The sequence below is a fragment of the Corynebacterium testudinoris genome, assembly GCF_001021045.1.
GTDB lineage: Bacteria > Actinomycetota > Actinomycetes > Mycobacteriales > Mycobacteriaceae > Corynebacterium > Corynebacterium testudinoris.
The window spans coordinates 2,061,804-2,080,583 of the sequence record NZ_CP011545.1 but is presented as its reverse complement, the minus strand read 5'-3'; the positions used below and the strand labels follow the sequence as shown (position 1 = coordinate 2,080,583).

16 protein-coding genes and 1 pseudogene are annotated in these 18,780 nt (G+C 61.6%); 10 read left to right on the top strand and 7 right to left on the bottom strand.

Annotated features, from left to right (window positions below):
- Positions 1-12: 12 nt before the first annotated feature.
- Together CTEST_RS09955 and CTEST_RS09950 are read right to left on the bottom strand one after the other, a co-directional pair.
- Positions 13-1,251: a sensor histidine kinase gene (locus CTEST_RS09955; RefSeq protein ID WP_047254391.1), complete on the bottom strand. Its 1,239-nt coding sequence runs from the start codon at positions 1,249-1,251 to the stop codon at positions 13-15.
- Positions 1,252-1,353: 102 nt separating this feature from the next.
- Positions 1,354-2,546 (bottom strand): IS3 family transposase gene (locus CTEST_RS09950; protein WP_407919233.1). Its coding sequence is split into 2 segments (ribosomal slippage): positions 1,354-2,259 and positions 2,262-2,546, totalling 1,191 coding nucleotides; the frame shifts between segments, so codons are not numbered across the junction.
- A gap of 43 nt (positions 2,547-2,589) precedes the next feature.
- On the opposite strand from CTEST_RS09950, the gene CTEST_RS09940 reads away from it, so the two are divergent.
- The 7 genes and pseudogenes from CTEST_RS09940 to CTEST_RS14000 all read left to right on the top strand — a co-directional run.
- Positions 2,590-3,141, top strand: a complete 552-nt coding sequence (locus CTEST_RS09940) for a PhnD/SsuA/transferrin family substrate-binding protein (RefSeq protein ID WP_083985558.1) — start codon at positions 2,590-2,592, stop codon at positions 3,139-3,141.
- 4 nt (positions 3,142-3,145) lie between these two features.
- A complete protein-coding gene (phnC, locus tag CTEST_RS09935) occupies positions 3,146-3,967 on the top strand; it encodes a phosphonate ABC transporter ATP-binding protein (RefSeq protein WP_047253607.1) in 822 nt (273 codons plus the stop codon).
- Position 3,968: 1 nt separating this feature from the next.
- Positions 3,969-5,615, top strand: coding sequence for a phosphonate ABC transporter, permease protein PhnE (phnE, locus tag CTEST_RS09930; RefSeq protein ID WP_260452651.1), 1,647 nt, complete (start codon positions 3,969-3,971; stop codon positions 5,613-5,615).
- Positions 5,616-5,634: 19 nt separating this feature from the next.
- Positions 5,635-6,294, top strand: a complete 660-nt coding sequence (locus tag CTEST_RS09925) for an HAD-IA family hydrolase (protein ID WP_047253605.1) — start codon at positions 5,635-5,637, stop codon at positions 6,292-6,294.
- Positions 6,295-6,347: 53 nt separating this feature from the next.
- Positions 6,348-7,298 (top strand): zinc-binding dehydrogenase, encoded by a 951-nt coding sequence (locus tag CTEST_RS09920; protein ID WP_083985727.1) that lies wholly within the window; start codon positions 6,348-6,350, stop codon positions 7,296-7,298.
- A gap of 443 nt (positions 7,299-7,741) precedes the next feature.
- Positions 7,742-10,204 carry a DUF262 domain-containing protein gene (locus CTEST_RS09915; RefSeq protein WP_158408163.1) on the top strand — a complete coding sequence of 821 codons (2,463 nt, stop codon included), beginning with the start codon at positions 7,742-7,744 and terminating at the stop codon, positions 10,202-10,204.
- Between the two features lie 59 nt (positions 10,205-10,263).
- Positions 10,264-11,064, top strand: a pseudogene (locus tag CTEST_RS14000) (ISL3 family transposase); the annotation flags it as partial.
- Positions 11,065-11,101: 37 nt separating this feature from the next.
- Here the strand turns inward: CTEST_RS14000 and CTEST_RS09905 are convergent.
- Genes CTEST_RS09905 through CTEST_RS09890 form a run of 4 tightly spaced genes read right to left on the bottom strand, consistent with a single transcriptional unit; the run spans position 11,102 to position 15,087 of the window.
- On the bottom strand, positions 11,102-12,310 hold the full coding sequence (locus CTEST_RS09905) for a benzoate/H(+) symporter BenE family transporter (protein ID WP_047253603.1): 1,209 nt from the start codon (positions 12,308-12,310) through the stop codon (positions 11,102-11,104).
- Positions 12,310-13,065: a 3-oxoadipate enol-lactonase gene (gene pcaD, locus CTEST_RS09900; protein ID WP_047253602.1), complete on the bottom strand. Its 756-nt coding sequence runs from the start codon at positions 13,063-13,065 to the stop codon at positions 12,310-12,312. Before pcaD ends, CTEST_RS09905 begins: the two co-directional genes overlap by 1 nt.
- 11 nt (positions 13,066-13,076) lie before the next feature.
- Entirely contained in the window at positions 13,077-14,306 is a 1,230-nt protein-coding gene (locus CTEST_RS09895; protein ID WP_047253601.1) for an acetyl-CoA C-acetyltransferase, read from the bottom strand.
- Between the two features lie 13 nt (positions 14,307-14,319).
- Complete coding sequence (locus CTEST_RS09890) at positions 14,320-15,087, bottom strand: IclR family transcriptional regulator domain-containing protein (RefSeq protein ID WP_047253600.1); 768 nt, start codon at positions 15,085-15,087, stop codon at positions 14,320-14,322.
- 71 nt (positions 15,088-15,158) lie between these two features.
- On the opposite strand from CTEST_RS09890, the gene CTEST_RS09885 reads away from it, so the two are divergent.
- The 3 genes from CTEST_RS09885 to clpX all read left to right on the top strand — a co-directional run bounded on the left by CTEST_RS09885 (position 15,159) and on the right by clpX (position 17,942).
- Positions 15,159-15,905 (top strand): CoA transferase subunit A, encoded by a 747-nt coding sequence (locus tag CTEST_RS09885; protein WP_047254388.1) that lies wholly within the window; start codon positions 15,159-15,161, stop codon positions 15,903-15,905.
- On the top strand, positions 15,902-16,570 hold the full coding sequence (locus CTEST_RS09880; protein WP_047253599.1) for a 3-oxoacid CoA-transferase subunit B: 669 nt from the start codon (positions 15,902-15,904) through the stop codon (positions 16,568-16,570). Before CTEST_RS09885 ends, CTEST_RS09880 begins: the two co-directional genes overlap by 4 nt.
- A 79-nt stretch (positions 16,571-16,649) precedes the next feature.
- Entirely contained in the window at positions 16,650-17,942 is a 1,293-nt protein-coding gene (clpX, locus tag CTEST_RS09875) for an ATP-dependent Clp protease ATP-binding subunit ClpX (RefSeq protein WP_047253598.1), read from the top strand.
- A gap of 3 nt (positions 17,943-17,945) precedes the next feature.
- Here clpX and CTEST_RS09870 read toward each other — a convergent pair whose 3' ends face one another.
- Positions 17,946-18,725: a TetR/AcrR family transcriptional regulator gene (locus tag CTEST_RS09870; RefSeq protein WP_052844365.1), complete on the bottom strand. Its 780-nt coding sequence runs from the start codon at positions 18,723-18,725 to the stop codon at positions 17,946-17,948.
- Positions 18,726-18,780 lie beyond the last annotated feature (55 nt).

The window sequence follows — 18,780 nt, the reverse complement described above, 5'->3', positions numbered from 1 at the left end:
GACTTCTTACACCTAACACGGTGAGGTCGGCAATGACGCCTGCACACGGAAGTATCCCTGCCTGGAATGGTATTGAATCTGACCATTGAGACTGTCCACGCGCTCCTGCATTCCGATGAGACCGCTTTTTGTGCCCGTCAGTGCAGGTGAGACCTCATCCTGTCCTCCCGGTGACCAGCTCTCGATATCCAGCGTGATTTCGTCGTCCTCCCAGTCAACGGAAATATCCACCTCCACCCGGCTGCCGACCCCTTGGTGGCGTACCACATTGGTCAAGGACTCGTTGAGGATGCGGCGAACGCCCAGCTGGACGATAAGCGGGGACGAAGATGATATTTCGGCCAGGTCTCGGTCGGAGGGGAGCGAGGCAGTGATCTCCATTCCGGTTTTCCGGTACTTGTCAATCTGCTCGACGGCACTGGCGAGGTTCGTTATCTCATCTAAGGAGATGGAATCTGTCTCAGAACGCAGTGCTTTGACGATCCCTCTCACCTCTGCCAAGGCAGAAGAACTGGTGTCTTGGATGCTTTCCAGTATCTCTTCGTGCCCGGCATGGTCTTTCGAAGGGCGTTGACGGGCCACCATTATCCCTGCAGAGGCCTGAACATTTATCAAAGTAAGACTATGGGCAAGAACATCATGGATCTCTCTGGCAATTTGGACTCGTTCCCGCTCTCGAATGGCAGATTGTTCCTCCAGGGCGGCATGCTCTCGATTGCGCTGCTGTTCAGCATGGCGATCTTCTTCTCTGCGGCGGTTGATCGCGATCTGCCGGATGACGGTCAGGCCAAGCCACTGAATCAGTAACCAGGAGAGACCTTGGTCGCTGCTGTGATAGAGCATTCCTGATTCAGTCTGGTACCACATGATCGGGGACACAAAGCAGTACACCAGCGCCGCGGCATAAAAGAGGAAGGAGATTATTCGTCGCTCCAAGAATCGTGCTGTTGTATACACGATAATCGGCATGACCAGCACGAAGGGAGTGAACCCCAGGTTCAAGGGAAGTGCGGAAAACCAGTTTGCGGTCCACAAGGCCATGAGCAAGAGCATGGCGACCGATGACGCGGTCGGTCGCGTGCGCCAAAAGAGCAACGCGGGGATGAACAAGATGGCTAATATGGCCTGGACTATTTCTTGCTGAGATCCGTTAGTGGCGATCGCGCCATAAATAAAGGCCAGAAAAGTAGCCAGAACGGCGAAGCCCCAATCTTCAATGTGAGAAGGGATTCCCCGCAGCGATGCACTCATATCCCATGACATTAGAACATGGGCGTTCAGTAGGTCGGATTCGGTATACCTTGTCACCGACCACGAATCGGGTCTGCTGCACGATCAGGTGACAGTGGTTAGTCACGCAGCCTGATCGGCTGGTGTGGTCATGATTGTCTCGAACTCGATCGGGGTCAAGCGGCCTAGGCGGTCCTGTCTGCGGCGTCGGTGGTAGGTCCTCTCGATCCAGGTAACGATGGCGATCCGGAGCTCTTCTCGGCTGGCCCATGCGCGGCGGTCGAGGACGTTCTTCTGCAGGAGTGCGAAGAAGCTCTCCATGGCTGCGTTGTCCCCGCACGCACCGACGCGGCCCATGGATCCGGTCATGTCGTGAATGCCCAGAGCGCGCACGAATTTCCGGCTACGGAACTGAGACCCGCGGTCGGTGTGGACCACGCAGCCGGCCACGTCGCCGCGGCGGGCGACCGCGTTGTTGAGGGCAGCCACGGCTAGGCGGGACTTCATCCGCGAATCGATCGAGTACCCCACGATCCGGTTGGAGTAGACATCCTTGAACGCACAGAGGTAGAGCTTGCCCTCATTGGTCCAGTGCTCGGTGATATCGCCGATCCACAATTCGTTCGCGCCATCGGCCTTGAACTCGTGCCGGGTTCTGCCCTCCTCATCGGTGACGGCGCAGAGGTCATCGTGGACCGGTGGACCGGGCTTCTTACCGTTCTTGCCGCGTTTCTTCCCGAACACCGACCACCAGCGGTTGTCTGAGCAGATCCGCCACGCAGTGCGCGCTGCCATCGGTTGACCGAGATCGCGGGCCTCATCCACCAAATAGCGGTAGCCGAACTCGGGATCATCCCGGTGGGCGTCGAACAAGGCATTGGCACGGTAAGCCTCATTCAGCTCTGCATCGGTGATCGGGTCCGCCAGCCACCGGTAGTAGGGCTGGCGAGCAAGATTGAGCACCCGACACGTCACCGTGACGGGGACACCGTCCACGGCCAACTCACGAACGAGCGGGTACATCATTTTCCCGGCAGATTGGCCTGCGAGAGATACGCCGCGGCACGGCGGAGGACCTCGTTCTCCTGCTCCAAGAGACGGATCCTCTTCTTGGCGTCGCGCAGTTCAGCCGACTGAACCTGAGTCGAGCCCAACACTTCACCGTCCTCGAGGTCAGCCTTCTTCAGCCACGAGTACAGGGTAGTGAAGTGGACCCCGAAGTCCTTGGCGATCTGGGAGAGCTCGACACCGGGCTCACGATTCCGTGCGACACGGACAACGTCATCGCGGAACTCTTTGGGATAGGGCTTGGTCACGGTGTACATCCTTCCAGCCCAACCATCTGATTAGGCTGCTCGGTTGTCACCTGATCGTGCAGCAGACCCGACGATCAATGATCTCAGGGGTAAGACGGTGTGTTTTGTGGAACAGGCGTCCACGTCCGGATATTTGGTTCCGATGAAGGGCCTCAAGGATGAGGGCATTGACCTGGACACGGATCTCACCCCGATGATGGCCGGCGGTCATGATGCGTCGTTGTTGGCGCTGGATTCGGGCAGCTGTGACGCGGCTTTTGCGCATGACGCCATGCTGGCCACGCTCGCTAACTCGGGCCAGGTGGAAGCCGAGGAGCTTAGGGCGGTGTGGGAATCTGACCCGATCACGGAGGATCCGATTGCTATCAATCGCGATACCGTCAGCGATGAGCTGGCCACTAAGATTGTCGAGGTTCTGCGAGACAAGGCGAACAAGAAAGACCTGGTGGCTGCAGGAATCTGTGCATCGGAGGCGGAGTGCGAGCTGCCGGAGGAGACGGAGTATGGCTACGTTCCGGTCACCGATGCGGATTTCACTCCGATCCGGGAGATCTGTGCCGCCACCGATGCCCCTGCCTGCAAGAATGTCGGGTAGCGCCATGAATTCTTTGTCCGCGATACAGCGCGAGGTTGATTCTATCTATGCGGTCCAGATGGATAATGTCACGAAGGATTTCGGCGATGGCGTTAAGGGTTTGGACGATGTAACCCTGGGGTTTCGGACGGGTGCCATCACGGTGTTATTGGGGCTTTCGGGTTCGGGAAAGTCCACGTTATTGCGCCATATCAACCGCCTGCATACTCCGACGTCGGGGCATATCCGTGTGCTTGGCCAGGAGGTTAATAGCCTCAAATCCAATGGACTGAGGGAATTGCGGCGCGATGTTGGCGTCATTTTCCAGCATTTCAATCTGGTGGGTCCGATGTCGGTGTTGGAGAATGTATGCACGGGCCGGTTGGGTTCATTGCGGGGTCCGCGCTTGAGTTTGATGATGTACCCGAAACGGGTGCGTCGAGAAGCTTTGGAAAAGCTGGACCGAGTCGGCCTGGCCGATCGCGCCTACCAGCGGGCGGATACGTTGTCGGGCGGGCAGCAGCAGCGCGTCGCGATTGCGCGTGCGCTGATGCAGCACCCGAAGATTTTGCTTGCCGAAGAGCCCGTTGCCTCCCTCGACCCAGTCTCTTCCCTGGAGGTCATCGGCTTGCTGCAGCAGATTTCGGCTGAGGATAATCTCACGGTCATCGCGTCGCTGCATCAGGTGCAGCTGGCGATTGATTTTGCGGATCGCATCATTGGGTTGCGCAGCGGCCGGGTCGTGCTGGATCAGCCGACCGTGGGGCTGAGCGCGGAGCAGGCGTCGCGCATTTACTCCAGCGTGTCTGGGCTTGACGCGGTGGCGGCGGAGGTGGGGAGTGACTAGCTTGGCCACGCGGGCGCGCCCCGCCCCGTCCGTCAATAATGTAGCGGCTTCGCTGGTGATGTTAGCGCTGGTCGTTGCGGGTGCCTGGTCCGTTCATTCCCTCGGCATCAGCTTTGCGACGATCGCGGATTCCCTCAGCAATGCGATCAGCTTCGGCCGTCGCATGTTCCCCCTCGACTTCCCGCCGCTGGGGGAGACGTTGTCGCTGGTCGCGGAAACCCTCGCCATCGTTTTCCTCGCCACGGCCCTGTCCGTCGCGCTGTCGATCCCGGTGGCACTCGCCGCCGCCAGGCCCACGTCCCGCGGCCGGACCTCTCAGACTCTCGCACGCACGCTCATCGTGCTGGCCCGCGCTATCCCCGACCTCGTGCTGGCCATCATCTTTCTCCGCATGTTTGGGCTCGGCGCCACGGCCGGCATCCTTGCGATGGGTATTCACTCGGTCGGGATGATCGGCAAGCTTTACGCCGATGCCATTGAAGAGCTTGACGACGGCCCCCGCGAGTCACTCGAGTCAGCCGGCGCGACGCGCCAGCAGCAAATACTGTCGGCCATCACGCAGGCGCTCACGCCGCAGATGATCGCCACCGCATTGCACCGCTTTGACATCAACCTGCGCACCTCGGTGTTGCTCGGCTACGTCGGGGTGGGCGGCATCGGCCTGGCGATTTCCGATTCGCTGCGTGTCCTCGACTACCAGCGGGGCATGGCGCTCGCGCTCATAGTGCTGGGACTGTGCATTGTCATCGAATTGCTGTCGGGGGCGATCCGCGCCGCAATCATGAACAAGTCCGGCGGCGCGGTTGTGGGTGGTACCTGGGTGGACCGGATGCTCAACCGAGGCCGAGTGACCGGGGATAACGATGTCACGCTCACCCCGCCGTGGACTCCTGAGCGCCTTCGCCGCTTCGGCGCCATCGCCCTCATCGGCATCCTCGCGGTGTTGTCGCTGGCCCGCGTCGATGTCACATGGTCGACGCTGTGGTCCGGCCTGCTCAACCTGCCGCAGACTCTGGCGCTATTCTTCCCACCGTCGACCGGGGGAGTGCTGGGCACCATCCTCTCGGAGCTGCTGGTGACGGTACAGATCGCGCTCGCGGCCACCCTGCTGGGCGCCATCCTCGCCATCCCGATCGGGGTGCTTGCCGCCCGCAACGTCGTGGCCAACCGTTACGTGCACAACGTTTTCCGAGTCTTCATCGTCATCATCCGCGGTATTCCCGAGCTCATCTTGGCCATCATCTTCGTCGTGATTACGGGCCTGGGCGGGGTGGCGGGCACCCTGGCCTTGGCTGTGGGAGCCGTCGGACTGCTGTCCAAGTTGGTCGCCGATTCCCTGGAAGAGACCGACATCGAGGTGCAGGATGCACTGCGCACCGCCGGTGCCACCGAGGCGCAGATTTTCTTCTCCGCCACGCTGCGCCAGGCCGCCCCCTCGTTCGTGGCGCACACCATGTACTTGCTGGATACGAACATCCGCTCGGCGACGTTGCTCGGCGTGGTCGGCGCCGGAGGCGTGGGCTTCCTGTTGCTCAACGCCTCTCGAATTAACCAGTTCGATGTGGTGACGATGATCTTGCTGCTCATGGTCGGCGTCGTCCTCATCGTTGAAGCGCTGTCCATGTGGCTGCGCACCACTGTCCGCTAACAATCCGCTAGGAGTTCCCATGATCACCACCGCCATTTTCGACATGGCTCACACCACTATCGACGACCGCGATGAGGTGTACCGCGTCCTGCGCGAAGCCACCGAGATGCGCGGCGCCAACTACACCGATGAGCAGTTCCGAGCGCACATGGGAACGGAGAAGAAGTGGGCGATCGCTCAGCTGCTTCAAGTCGGTGGCATCGAGCCCACCGACGAACTCGTCGAGGAGTCCTGGCAGTGGTTCATGGCGGAGCTGCGCCGCACCTACACCGAGAATCCCCCGGTCGCGCTGCCCGGGGTGGAGGACATGTTCGCCACCCTGCGTGATCGTGGCATCCGAATCGGGCTGACCACCGGATTTAGCCGCGAGATTGTCGATCTCATCCTCGGGACCATGAACCTCAACGTCGATGCTACCGCCGCGGGCGACGAGGTGGAGGCCGGCCGCCCGGAGCCTTTCCTCATTGGCAAAGTTATGGCTGACCTGGGCGTTACGGACCCCGCCGAGGTAATCAGCCTTGGTGATACCTCCGCCGATATCATGTCCGCCCAGCGCGCCGGGGTGCGGTCCGTGGGGGTGCTCACCGGGCACCTGGGGCGCGAGGAGTTCGCTGAGCTCAACGCTGATCACGTCCTCAACACCGCCGCGGAGCTGCCCCAACTTCTGGAAGAAATCTAGTGCACGCCCGGGCCCAGGTATGGGAGGGTGGCAAGAAGTTCAGCCTGGTGGACATGCCACTGCCGGAGCCGGGCCCAGGGGACGTGCTCGTGCGGGTGACCACCGCAACGATCTGCGGATCGGACCGACATACGGTGTCGGGGCGTCGACAAGCAGCCTGTCCATCGGTCCTCGGGCATGAAGGCGTCGGCATCGTCGTGGACAGCCGCCGCGACGGCATCGTCCCGGGCGAGCGCGTCGTTTTCGCCGTCACCGCCTCATGCGGCGCATGCCGCAACTGCACGCGCGGGCTTAGCGCTAAATGCATGCACGTGCTGAAAGTCGGCGACGAATCATTCGCCGGGGAATGGCCCCTGTCCGGCACGTACGCCACCCACATCCTCCTGCGCGCCGGGCAAGCCATCGAGCGCGTTCCCGATTCGCTTTCCGACGCCGTCGCTTCCACCGCCGGCTGTGCAGTCGCCACCGTCATGGCCGTCCTCGAGAAAGCTGGCGATCTACAGGGCCGAACGGTGCTGGTTACCGGTGTCGGCATGCTCGGCACCGTCTCCCTGGCAGCAGCGCGCGCCAGAGGAGCGGAGCGGATCATCGCCTCCGACTATCGTCTCGGCGAGCGGGACTACCTGCGCAAGCTTGCCGACGACCTCGTTACCCCCGGCACCCCACACCTCGTCGACGTCGCCCTCGAATTCTCCGGCTCCGCCTCCGCCGCCGAGGAATGTGTCAACTCCCTCGACATCGGCGGCACCGCTGTCCTCGCGGGCACCGTCGCCCCCGTCCCCAGCATCGCCCTCGACCCGGAATGGCTCGTGCGAGGCTGGCGAACCGTCACCGGCGTGCACAACTACGAGCCGCGCCATCTGGCAGAGGCCCTGAACTTCTTGGGCTCCCATGGCGATTCGCTCCCCTGGGAACACATCCTCGGCGCGCCGATCACGCTGGAGGAATTGCCCGCTGCCTTCGCCGATGGTTCCGGTGCGGTGCGGGTGGTTGTGCAGCTCTGAACATGCTGGTTGACCAACGCCCCTAGCCAGCCTTCAATCTCGGGAGCGGTAGCGGGATCTTGACCTTAGCTTCAGGTGGCCGATACCCGGGTCCAGTTCCAGGGTCTGTACCCCGTCTACGGCGGTAAGGAACGGCTGGAGAAGATCCAAGCGGCATGGCTTTAACGAAAGCGTGTTCCCGGCGACTAACGTCACTTTCTAGGACTCACCTACGGCCTAGTGGCTAAGGCCTCTCGCCGGACTCACGCTCAACGGACTCAACGGCGAGGTCAAGTTTGAGCTCGATGCTGCTGGCCGATTCATTGGCACGGAGTTTGTCGGTGCCCCGGAGCTGATCCGGTCCGACGTGTACGAGAAGTATGAGAGGGCTTATTGGCGCCGACGTGTTCGAATCAGCGCAACATATGTCGCCGCCCGCCTTATACTTTTTACGATATCAATCGATGATTTTGAAAGGGCAGGCCGAAGTGCGAGGAGAAGTCAAGAGCGCAACGAAGATCTTCGACAGTGTCGAGAAGCGGCTCGTTGTTCCTGTGTACCAACGCAACTACGACTGGTCTCGGAAGCAATGTGAGCGGCTCTTTGATGACCTCGAGGATTTGATCACCCAAGGACGGCCGAAGCACTTCTTCGGTTCCATAGTGGGGAATCCCGAAACGTCGTTCCTGTGGGTGGTCATTGACGGGCAGCAGCGACTGACGACGTTGAGCCTGCTCATGCTAGCACTGACCCGCGCGCTGGATGCCGGAGTCTTGGAGACGAAGGACAAGGACCTCGCCAATCGAATCCGACGCAGTTTCTTGCTGATTAATGAAAAGTCTGGCGAAACGAAGTTCAAGCTCAAGCCGGTGAAAAATGATGCGGACGCGTATCGTCGCCTCTTTTCGGATGAGAAGTACTTCGTCGAGGATTCAAACCTCACCTCTAACTACCGCTACTTCATTGAGCGGCTGGCGCGTACGTCACTGACCGGTGACGAGGTCTGGAATGCGATTGAGAGTCTGGATCTTATGATCCTTGACCTTGAAGCTCACGACGATCCTCAGCGCATTTTCGAATCACTCAACTCTACGGGGTTGGCGCTGAGCGAAGCCGACAAGATTCGTAACCTCGTGCTGATGGGGCAAGACTCAGACACACAGGAGTACTTGTATGAGAACTACTGGAACGTAATGGAGCGCAATGTAAACTACCGCACCGACTGGTTCATTCGCTGGTACCTGACAATCCGTCTGTCCCGTACCCCGAATCAAAACGCGGTCTATGACGAGTTCAAATCGCTTCTAAGTAAGAGGAAGGAACCAGTCGCGGAAATTCTCCGCGAACTTCACGATTACTCCGAGCTCTTCCGTGAGATCGACCATCCATCGACCGGAAACCAGAAGCTCGACCGCGTGCTGGGCCGCTTCAATCTTATACGCGGCGACGTATTGATCCCTCTCATCCTTCCCCTGTACAGGGAAATGAGACAGGGCAAACTCTCTGTAGGTGAGTTCTCCCGCATTATTAGAGTTCTCGAGACCCATGTTTTCCGCCGGACGATCGCCTCTGTGGGCGCCAATTCCCTGAACAAGATCTACGCGACGGTGTACAACGAGGTGCGCAAGCTGCGCCGGGAAGGTGATAGCACCCTTGACATCGTCATTTACCTCCTCCGCAGGAGGGACCACACGTCTGGGCGGATTCCGGACGACGAGGAATTCAGCGAGGCCTTCGCCTCCAGGAACATGTTCCGGCTGCACAAGGCAACCACGAGGTATCTCTTCGATGTGCTTGAAAACGGCGACTCTAACGACACCAAGGACATCGCCACAGCTCTTGAGAACCAAGCGGTGAGCATCGAGCACATCATGCCCCAGACCCTGAGCCTCCCATGGCGTGAGGACTTGGGAGAGGACGCAGAAGAAGTCCACCGAACTTGGCTCAACCGGATCGGCAACCTGACGGTCACAGGCTATAACTCTAGCTACTCCAACCTGCCATTTCTGCAAAAGCGTGACCGCGAGAACGGCCTGCGGGAGACCGCATATCGTCTCAACAATGACATCCGTGACTGCGAGGTCTGGAATGAAGTAGCGATGCGACACCGTACTGATGTGCTCCTCGCAGACGCGCTCAACTACTGGTGCTTCCCTGAAACGTCGTTTGAGCCGGTGCGTGTGGCGCCGCTCACCGAGCCAATGGGTGACGATACCGATTTCACTGGCAGGGCCGTAGCCGCTTTCGAGTATGAAGGTGTGAAGGTCCCCGTCCGAACCTGGGCGGAACTAATGCCACGTTTCCTGCGTGTGCTTCTCGATGAACACCGAAGCGAGATTATCAATTATGCAAATACCGAGAGCTCGGCGCTCGCTGTGCTCAACCCTGACCAGGCGACACCGCCCGGTGTCGCTGAGGTTGATAGTGCACTTGGCGTTCAGATCTGGAGCAGCACTTGGTCGAAGGTGAAGGAATTAAGGAAGCTGTTCGATTACCTGGGTCTGGACACCGAGGAGCTGGTGTTTACTCTTCGCCGTAACAAGGACGAAGTGGAGACCGAGGAAACGGTGACCGAGGCTTCCCCATATGAGGACCTCATTTCGTTCCAAGAGCTGATCGATGACGAGTTCTCCGCTCCGAACATCACTCCCGTCGACACAGAGTCACTGCGAAATCAATTCGTCGAAGCATTCAAAAGTCATCGACCTGTCGAACCACTGGCGGCGCTCAACGGAGCTAATTTGCAGAGCCTGAAAACTTCGGCAGGAGCGGCGGAAGCGACTCCGGAGCAGATCCTGGCTGCGATCGCTCTGACCATCGATACGCCTGCGATGTATGCCCCTCATGCTCTACACGACTCAATGGCCGCCGGAGAGATCAGTCGATGGTTGGAGTCCCTCGCAGACGCGGGCTTCCAGGATGTTTGAGAAGCAACCCGTCTGTCATTGGATCAATGTCAAGCCCCGGGGTTCTGTAGAGGGCCCGGAAACGTACCCATCGATCAGGCCACCCCTCATCGTTTGTCACGGTCTTTGTTGATCGCACCCCCGCCATGGACGGCTCTGGCCCAGCCCGACTGTTAGACCTGCGGCCTGGTCGAAGCACGGAAGTCGTTAGCTTCTTGCTAGCAGAACTAGACCCCGACTTTCGACAAGGACTTGAAGTCGTGGCCTTGGACGGGTTCAGCGGCTACGCCCCGGCCGTGTACCGGGTGGTGGCGAAGGCGGTGAAGGTGATGGACCCTTTTCATGTTGTTCATCTTGCTGCGGAAAAGCTCACGAGGTGTTGGCAACGAGTTCAGCACGAGTGCACTGGCCGAAGGGGGAAGACGAACGGCCCGCTGTATTAGAGCCGCAAGACGTTGTTGACTCGGGTGGAGTTTCTCAGTGAGAAGCAACAACAGCAGTTTGAGGCATTGTGCGCCCATGAGGAGGACTGCGTCATTGTTGAGGTGACGTGGTTGATGTATAAGGATCCGATCGCAGCGTTAAACCATCCCCGAAAGCAGTAGGGCAAGAAGCTGGTGTGCAAGTTCACTGGTGCTCTGAGCAAGAAATTGCCCCAGGGGTTGGAGGAGTTAGCCCAGTTGGGTCGGACCCTATTGCGTCGGCGTGAGGACATCCTGGCGTACTTCGATGTCAGAGCGTCGAATGGGCCGGTGGAGGCGATCAATGGACGGCTCGAGCAGCTATGCGGCATTGCGTTGGGGCTTCGCAACCTGGACCACTACATCCTGCGGTGCCTCACTCATTCTGGGCAGTCGCAGGGGAAGATCAACGCACTCTAGATCGTGAAGAGCAGTTTACGGAGGTAATTCTGCTTTCCTAACCCCGATCCAACAGCCACCCCACCACCCCTCCGAACACGAGCCCCCAGAACGGGGCGGTAATGCCCAGGAGGGTGAGTTCGGAGACGGTGATGAGGAAGCAGACGAGGGCGCCCGTCGAGAAGCTTCCTTTGAAGCCTGCGAGGAACGCATTCCGCAACGGGATGAGCATGGCGACGCCGGCGAGGGCGGCGATGAAGGAGATCGGCATGGCGAGCATGAAGCCGACGAAGGCGGGGGAGACGAGTCCGACGAAGATGGCGCCGACGGCGGTGACCATGGCTGCGGTGTAGTGGCGTTCTTTGCGGGGCCCGGAGACGATGAGGGCGTTGGTGGGTCCGGTGAGGCAGGTGGAGGTGGTGCCAATGAGGCCGACGGGGATCGACCAGAGTCCGGAGGCGGCGGCGGCGAGATTGACACCGGGGCGGTGGCCGGCTGCGCGGAGGACGGCGATGCCTTGGCCGTTTTGGACGATGACGACGGTGATGGTGAGGGGGATGACGAGTTCGGCCATCGCGGCGAAGGAGAAGGTGGGGGCGGTGATAAGGGGTGAGGCGACGATGCCGTTGTCGAGGGCACCGGGGGAGAGTTCGCCGAGCATGAGGACCATCACCGTGCCTACGACGGCCGCGACTGCGACTGGTGGTGCGACGGCGGCTGCGCGGGGGAGGGCGGTGAGGAGGATGAAGACGAGGAACATGGGGAGGGCGATGAGGGGGGCGTCGATAATCGCGTAGACCAGTTCCAGGCCGAAGCGGAGGAAGATTCCGGCGACCATTGCCATGACGATGGTGGCGGGGAGCCAGGCCATGAGGCGGCCGATGAGTCCGCTCCATCCGAGGAGGAAAACGAGGACGCCGGTGACCATATAGGCGCCGATGACCTCGGAAAACGTGAGGCGGGTGAGGGCGTCGCCGACGATGATGGTGCCGGGGATGGTCCAGAAGTAGGCCTGCGGGCTGCGGTAGAACCAGGTGAGAAAGAGCGTGAGCAGGCCGTTGCCGAGGAATGCGCCGAAGATCCAGGAGCTGGTTTGTTCCGGGGTGAGATTCCCGGAGGCCGCCGCCGCGAGGATGACGGCGATCGGCCCGGAGGCGGAGAATAGTAGCGCCACGAGCCCGTTGCCTATTTCTTGGGGGCCGAGGTCGCGGGCAATGTCCCGCAGAGTCGGTCGGCTCAGCTGTGGGCGTTCGATGGCGCCAATCATTAGCTCAGGAACTCCTTAAGCAAGCGGTTCACCTCGGAGGGGCGTTCCACTGTGGGGACGTGGGCGGCTGGGGACAGGACTTCGACGCGCACAGGGCCGCTGAGGCCATCGGCGATTTCTTGCAGGATGGCCGGTGGGGTGGAGGGGTCGTCGGCGCCGGCGATGGTGAGGGCGGGGACGGTGATCTCTCCGAGGCGGGAGCGGAAGTCCCACTCGGCGAGGGCTTCGCAGGCGGAGATGTAGCCCTCGTCGGAGGTAGAGGTGATCATGCGGAAGAAGAGGTCGGTGGTGGCGGGCATCGTTGCGAGGAACCCGGGGGAGAACCAGCGGTCGACGATGGCTCCGGCGATCGAGGGCAGCCCGTTTTCTCGGACGGCCGCGGCGCGCTCGAGCCAGGATTCGGAGGTGCCGAACTTGGCGGCGGTGCACATGAACACGGCCTTGTCCACGCGGGAACAGGTTGCCGCGAGGTACTGGGCGACGGCCCCGCCGAGCGAGAGGCCTACGACGGAGAACTTCTCGATGCCCCGGGAGTTCAGTGTTTCCAGCACGTCATCGGCCATATCGGCCACGGTGCAGGGACCGACGAGGACGGGGGATTGGCCGTGTCCGCGGTGATCAATGGCGATGACGCGGTGGGTGTTGGAGAGCTCATCGAGCTGGGGGAGCCACATGTCGGTGGTGGATCCGAGCGAGCCGATGAACACGACTGTCTCCGGGCCGGAGCCAAATTCAACAGAGTGCAGGATAGGCATGGTTTTCTCCTTTAGGGCTTTTCGACGACCGCGGCCAGTCCCTGGCCGCCACCAATACACATGGTGACCAGGCCGGTCTGGGCGTCGGGGTTGTGGGACATTGCGTGGGCCATGGTAACCAGCATGCGGGCACCGGTGGCGCCGACCGGGTGGCCGAGGGAGATGCCGGAACCGAGCGGGTTGAGCCGGGGATCGTCGGCCGAGATGCCCCATTCGGTGAGCACGGATAGGGCCTGGGCGGCGAAGGCCTCGTTGAGTTCGATGAGGTCCATATCCTCAAGCGTGAGGCCGAGGCGGGAGAGCACTTTGGCGGTGGCGGGGACCGGGCCGATGCCCATGGTTTCCGGGGCGACACCAGCCACGGCCCAGCCGCGGAGGACGAGCATGGGTACTAAGCCCAGCTCGGCAGCCTTGGCGCGGGTGGTCACGATCATGGCTGCGGCCCCGTCGTTTTGGCCGGAGGCGTTGCCAGCGGTGACAGTGGCATCCTCGTCGGAGTGACCAAGAACCGGGCGCAGCTTCGCCAACTTCTCCAGGGAGGTGTCAGGGCGGGGGTGCTCGTCTGTGCTTATCACCACGGGCTCCCCCTTGCGTTGGGGGACGGCGACGGGGACGATCTCGGCGTCGAAAAGCATGCCCTCCTGGGCAGCAACGGCGCGGGCATGGGAGGCCACCGCCATCTCGTCCTGGGCTTCCCGGCTGATACGAAAGGCGCGGCGAAGGTTCTCGGCGGTCTCGATCATGCCGCCGGGGATGGGGTGGTGCTTGCCACCGGCGGATTCGCGGCCCTCGGCGAGACGATCGCGCAGGACCAAGTCGCCGCCGCGCACGCCCCAGCGGATGTCGGGAGTGACGGAGTATTCGGCGCGCGACATGGATTCGGCGCCACCGGCGATGATGAGGTCAGCGGCGCCCGAGGCGATGTGGGCCGCGGCGGTAGCGACGGCCTGGAGGCCGGAACCGCAGCGGCGGTCAAGCTGCATGCCGGGGACGGAATCGCCCAGCCCGGCGTCGAGGGCGACGACCCGGCCTAAGGCGGGGGCGGAACCCGCGGGGGAGGCCTGACCAAGGATGAGGTCATCGATCTCGGCGGGGTCGAGGCCGGTGCGCTCGACGACAGCTTTCACCACGATGGCGGCTAAGTCTTGGACGGGGATGGTGGAGAAGGCTCCGCCGTAGCCGCCGACGGGCGTGCGCAGCGGGGAGCAGAGGACGATATCGGAGGGGGAGGTGGGGGACACGAGACGTGCCTTTCTAAAAGAGTTCGGTGGCGGCGAGGTCGGCGGTGATGTGCTCGGCGGTATCGATGAGCGCCGGGAGGAAGGTGCGGTGGAGTTCCTCCAGGTCGTGGACCACCGTCTGCGTCGAGATGTTCACGGCGGCGACGACCCGCCCCTGCGGGGAGTAGACCGGGGCGGCGAGGGAACGCAGCCCCGGTTCCAGTTCCTGGTCGACGATGGCCCACCCTTGCTCGCGGACGCGCTGGAGCTCGGCGCGGAGCACCGCGACGTCGATAAGCGTGGATGGAGTCAGTGCCCGCAGGTCGACTGTGGCGAGGTACTCGTCGAGTTCCTCGGGCGTCATTCCGGCGAGGATGACGCGGCCCATGGACGTGGCGTAGGCGGGAAAGCGGGTGCCAATCGTGATGGAGACCGTCATGATTCGGCGCACGGGCACGCGATTGACGTAGACCACGTCCGAGCCATCGAGCACCGAGAGGGAGCTGGATTCGCCGACGTGGCGGGACAGCTCTTCCAGGCGGGGCTGAGCGATGGCGGGAAGGCCGAGGCCCGACATGTAGCTGTAGCCGAGTTCGAGGACGCGGGGGGTGAGCCAGAATTCGTTGCCATCGGTTCCGGCGTAGCCGACGGTGACCAAGGTGTGCAGGAAGCGGCGGGCGGTGGCGCGGGCCAATCCGGTGGCGTCGGCCACCTGGGCGAGGGTTTGGCGGGGCCGGTCGGCGTTGAATGTTCGGATGACTGAGAGGCCGCGGACCAAGGATTGGACGTTTGGTGTTTCCATACCCGTGATTCCTTTCTGGTCGCATAGTGAACGCTTGTGCAGTTTGTGAACACCAGTGTACAGTGTTCCTCATGCTTGACAAGACCCTCCCCTCCATCGACGCCGCCGTCGCCGACATCCCCGACGGCGCCTCCATCGCCGTCGGCGGCTTTGGCCTGGTCGGCATCCCCGCCCGGCTTATCGACGCCCTCCGTGCCCAAGGTGCGAGCGACCTCACGGTCATCTCGAACAACCTCGGCACCGATGGTTTCGGGTTGGGGCTGTTGCTCGCCGACAAGCGGATCTCCACCTCCATCGGCTCCTACCTAGGCTCGAACAAGGAATATGCCCGCCAGTACTTGGCCGGGGAACTCACCGTCGAATTCACCCCGCAGGGCACCCTCGCCGAACGCCTCCGCGCTGGTGGCGCCGGGATTCCCGCCTTCTACACCACCGCGGGCGTCGGCACGCAAGTCGCCGAAGGCGGACTCCCACAGCGCTACAACGCCGACGGCAGCGTGGCAGTCTTCTCCGAACCGAAGGAAACGAGGGTCTTCGGCGGCCAGGTCTACGTGCTGGAGGAATCGATCCGCGCGGACTACGCGCTCGTCCACGCCCATGAGGGCGACCGCTACGGCAACCTCGTCTTCAACAAAACGGCGATGAACTTCAACGCCGACGCCGCGATGAGCGGGCGCATCACCATCGCGCAGGTGGAACACCTCGTCGACGTCATCGACCCCGAACGAGTCGACCTTCCGGGCATCTACGTCGATCGCGTCGTCGACGTCGGACCCCAAGAAACCGGAATTGAGAACAGGACGGTGAGCCAGCCATGACCTGGAGCAAACAGCAGATGGCAGCCCGCGTGGCTAAAGAACTGCGCAACGGCCAATACGTCAACCTCGGCATCGGCATGCCCACCCTCATCCCCGGCTACCTTCCCGCTGGGTTAGAAGTTGTCTTGCACTCCGAGAACGGCATCCTTGGTGTCGGGCCTTACCCCACCGATGCGTCCGTGGACCCCGAGCTAATCAACGCGGGCAAAGAAACCATCACCATCACTGAGGGGGGCTCCTACTTCTCCTCCTCCGACTCCTTCGCCATGATCCGCTCCCGCGCCATCGATGTTGCCGTCCTGGGCGCCATGGAAGTCTCCCAACACGGCGACCTGGCCAACTGGATGATCCCCGGGAAAATGGTCAAGGGCATGGGGGGTGCGATGGACCTCGTGCACGGCGCCAAGCAGATCATCGTCATGATGGACCACACCACCAAAAAGGGTGAATCCAAGATTCTGCCCGCCTGCCTCTTGCCGCTCACCGGAGCCAAGTGCGTCGACTTCATTGTCACCAACTACGCAGTGTTTTCCGTCGACCCGGTCGAGGGGCTCACGCTCGTCGAATGTGCCGAAGGGGAGACGGTGGATTCGGTTCGGGCAGTCACCGAAGCTGATTTTGCCCTGGCTGAGGGCCTTTTGGGCGAGGCACCCGACACGGTTTGACCGGGCTACTAGAGTGGGGGAGAACTTAGCTCACCTGTGACTAACCTCTGCCTAAAGCGAAGCGAGACCAACGACCGATATGGCACACATGCAAGAAAGCGCCGACCTGCTCAAGTGCTCCTTCTGTGGGAAAAGCCAGAAGCAAGTGAAGAAACTCATCGCCGGCGGTGGGGTCTACATTTGCGACGAGTGCATCGAACTGTGCAACGAGATCATCGAAGAAGAGCTCGGTGCGCAGGAAGCTGCGGAACAGAAGGAAGACAAACTTCCCCGACCTTCCGAAATCTCCTCCTTCCTGGATAAGTACGTCATCGGCCAGGACAAGGCCAAGCGCATCCTCGCCGTTGCGGTGTACAACCACTACAAGCGCATCCGCAGTGATGAGAACCGTGGCGCGGGGACCTCGATGGCCAAGCGGAAGTCCAAGAAGGACGACGTGGAGATCGCCAAGTCCAACATCCTCCTCTTAGGACCCACTGGATCGGGCAAAACCTACCTCGCCCAGACCCTGGCCCGCATGCTCGATGTGCCCTTCGCCATCGCTGATGCCACCTCCCTCACGGAGGCCGGATATGTCGGTGAAGACGTGGAGAATATCCTGCTCAAGCTCCTGCAGGCCGCCGACTTCGACGTGCAACGCGCCCAACGCGGCATCATCTACGTCGACGAGGTAGACAAGATCTCCCGGAAGTCCGACAACCCCTCGATCACCCGCGACGTCTCCGGCGAAGGTGTCCAACAAGCGCTGCTGAAGATCCTCGAAGGCACCGTGGCGTCGATCCCGCCGCAGGGTGGACGCAAGCACCCCAACCAGGAGTTCATCCAGCTCGACACCTCGAACATCCTCTTCATCGTGGCTGGCGCCTTCGCCGGCCTAGAAAAGGTCGTGTCCGAGCGAGTGGGGAAGAAGGGCATCGGCTTCGGTTCAGAGATCGAATCCGCCTCCGACCGCGAGAAGATGGACATGTTCTCCAAGGTCCGCCCCGAAGACTTGGTCAAGTTCGGGCTCATCCCCGAGTTCATCGGCCGGCTTCCCGTCGTGGCCACCGTGGACAACCTCGACGCCTCCTCCCTGGTCAAGGTGCTCACCGAGCCGCGCAACTCCCTGGTCAAACAGTATGAGCACCTCTTCGAGATGGATGATGTCCGCCTGGTCTTCGAACCCGGCGCCATGGACGTCATCGCCGAACTCGCCCTCGAGCGGGGCACCGGAGCCCGCGGACTCCGTGCGATCATGGAGGAACTGCTCGTTCCCGTCATGTTCGATATTCCGGACCGCGAGGACATCGACCAGGTTGTCATCACCGGAGACGTCGTCCGTGGTGAAGCCGAGCCGCGCCTCGTTCTGGTGGATAAGCAGGAGACGGCCTAAGGCCTACTCAGAGTCGTAGACGCCCAAGCCCGACGACTGCTCCTCATCGCTGACACGGTCAGAGATGAGGTAGCTGTCGTACCCCCGGTTGGACAAGTTCGACGTGAGGAACGCCAAGATCGCATCCACCGTCAGGCGATGGATGCCGGCGGTGTTTTCTTCGCTGGTGGTGTCCACGTCGAAGATGCTCACCATGAAGTCGCGGTGGCTGACGCGGAAGAACGTCAACGACCACAGCATGTAGAAGATGTCCTCAGCGGAGATCCCGGGGCGGAAGGCGCCCGAATCCTGGCCGATCATGAGCAGCTTGTCCAGGTGCAGTAGGACCTCGGAGTGCTTGGCCATCGTTGATAGCTCGGTGACATTGAGCACATCGTGGAGGCATTCCATCGACAGGACACGTACCGATTCGGGGTTGGTGCGCATTTTCAAGTACACGGCGTCGACGAGCTTGGTTACCCCCTCCACCGGGACGCTGGAATCGACATCGATGTCGTCCGGCGTTGGGTGGATCCGGTCAAAAGCCTCAATCAAGCAGCGGCGATACAGGCCCTTCTTGTCACCGAAGTGATAGTGGATCATCCGCTTGGACATGCCGGACTTCTTGGCGATGGCATCCAGCTTGGTTTCCTGAAAGCCTTCCTGGGCGAAGTCGCGGAGAGCGATGTCGACGACCAGCTCAACAGTCGCGGCGTCGGCAAGCGGGGTGTCTACCTGCGTGTCTGGCGCACCGCCGAGTTCGCCTGGGCTTACGTCCTTTGTTGCGGCGTCGTCGATGTGCATGCCGGTGAGGCCTTTCGCTGGGATGTGTGGTGCTCGCGCTGCTCGATCTGCTGAT